The following is a 1,510-nucleotide window of genomic DNA, read 5'->3' as shown; positions in this document are numbered from 1 at the left end:
TTGGGCCGCAGTGCCTGCCCCTGCACCACCGTGTCGCGCCCGATGACCCGCTGGTTCGAGCGGTCGCTCACGGACATGTTGTTGAGCAGGCACACCCGGCGCCACGTCCTCCACATGCGCAGTACGACGCGTGGGTACCCGGTCAGCCACCAGCGCAGCGGCCAGGCGTTGACGTCGACCCCGTGGGCCAGCAGCCGGGGTTCCCACCACCGTTGGGTGAGGACCCCGATGATCAGCAGGGCGGTAAAAATCCAGACGATCAGAGAGCCCGGCATCAGCGCCTGCCCTCCATCCAGGCCAGCAGCCAACGGGCCCGCACCATGGCCGCCTCAGCGTGCACGGCCGCCATGCTCAGGAGGTACTTGGTCGTCGCCGTGTCATCGGCGACCCCGAGCAGCGTCTCAGCGCCGGACAGCACTTTGAGATCCCGCGTCAGGTACACAAGCACCGCTTGATCGTTCTCCGGTTCCCGGTGGGCGGATCCCTCACCGTCGCCGCAGGGTCCGGCCAGCTCGCGCATCTCGCGCGCCATCCGCTCCGCCTCTTCAGCGATCACCCCGGCACACGGCGTGGTGCACGCGAAGACCTTCGCTTCCTCCACGTCGGGCGCCGTGCCCACCGCTACGTGATCCACGTGCGCACGCAGGAAGTCCGCGCCGCACACCACGCAGGCCGCACCGTCCGCCTGCGCCGCCGAGAGGTGCCAGAAATCCATCATCAGGACTCACCCCCCGACGACTTCCCCCGCGCCCCCGACGACGCCCCAGGACCGCCACCAGGAGGAGTCGGACCGGTCACCGCCGTGATCGCATCCGCCCGGTAGGACGTGCCGCTACGGCCGTCCACCGACCACGCGTTCGCGACGAGGTTGGTGACCGTTACTTCCGCACCGGCCGTGATGCCCTGCGGCTGGATACCGGAGACCACCACATCGATGGCCTCCACACGGCGCCCCTGGGCGGGCACCACCGTGACACTGGTGACCCACTGGAGGTTGCCCTCCCGGTCCCTGCGCTGCTCGCCCTCCGGATTGAGGCGCGGCTCAGGTGCGATCGAGCACCGCATCGGCCCCAGCCGTGCCGTGTCTATCGGCATGGTCTGCATGATCTGCCCTCTCCACTGGTCTCATTCGGTCATCCACTCATTCGAATGAGTGGATGAACCATGGTGATTCGCTGTCCAGTCATGCGTCAACCACTTATGCTCATGAGTGGAGAAGTTGCCCACTAGCACACGGCACTGACAGCTAGCCCAGCCCGACCCGTCCGGCCGTCCATCTGACCCGCAGGGAGCGAGCTCTCATGACAGCCCGAAAGCACGTCCAGCGACCGGAACCGATGTACATGGTCGTCGCGCGCGAGCTAGCCAACGAGATCAAGGAAGGCCGCTACGAGCCGGGGCAACTCCTGCCGTCCGAGAACGAGTTGGTGGAGATCTTCGGAGTCGGCAAGGCGACCGTCCGCCAGGCCGTTGCGGAGCTGCGCGGCATGGGCCTTGTTTACTCCCGCCA

The 1,510-nt window shown here is 67.2% G+C and carries 3 protein-coding genes and 1 pseudogene; 1 reads left to right on the top strand and 3 read right to left on the bottom strand.

Annotation, left to right across the window (positions count from 1 at the left end):
* The 3 genes and pseudogenes from ABZ833_RS45600 to ABZ833_RS45590 form a co-directional block, all read right to left on the bottom strand.
* Positions 1-275 (bottom strand): annotated as a pseudogene (locus tag ABZ833_RS45600) (cell division protein FtsK); the annotation flags it as partial.
* Positions 275-718, bottom strand: coding sequence for a hypothetical protein (locus ABZ833_RS45595; RefSeq protein ID WP_361060039.1), 444 nt, complete (start codon positions 716-718; stop codon positions 275-277). The pseudogene ABZ833_RS45600 and the gene ABZ833_RS45595, both read right to left, overlap by 1 nt.
* Positions 718-1,095, bottom strand: a complete 378-nt coding sequence (locus ABZ833_RS45590) for a hypothetical protein (protein ID WP_361060036.1) — start codon at positions 1,093-1,095, stop codon at positions 718-720. Before ABZ833_RS45590 ends, ABZ833_RS45595 begins: the two co-directional genes overlap by 1 nt.
* A gap of 206 nt (positions 1,096-1,301) precedes the next feature.
* Here ABZ833_RS45590 and ABZ833_RS45585 point away from each other — a divergent pair.
* Positions 1,302-1,510, top strand: a 209-nt coding sequence (locus ABZ833_RS45585; protein ID WP_361060033.1) for a winged helix-turn-helix domain-containing protein, incomplete at its 3' end; no start/stop codon positions are given.

It is taken from the genome of Streptomyces sp. NPDC047525 (genome assembly GCF_040643025.1).
Taxonomy (GTDB): Bacteria; Actinomycetota; Actinomycetes; order Streptomycetales; family Streptomycetaceae; genus Streptomyces; species Streptomyces durmitorensis.
This window is presented reverse-complemented; position numbering and strand designations above follow the sequence as displayed.

What these genes read in the sequence shown, in the direction of transcription:
- ABZ833_RS45595 (WP_361060039.1), bottom strand. Translation starts at nt 718, where the DNA reads ATGATGGATTTCTGGCACCTCTCGGCGGCGCAGGCGGACGGTGCGGCC.
- ABZ833_RS45590 (WP_361060036.1), bottom strand. Translation starts at nt 1,095, where the DNA reads ATGCCGATAGACACGGCACGGCTGGGGCCGATGCGGTGCTCGATCGCA.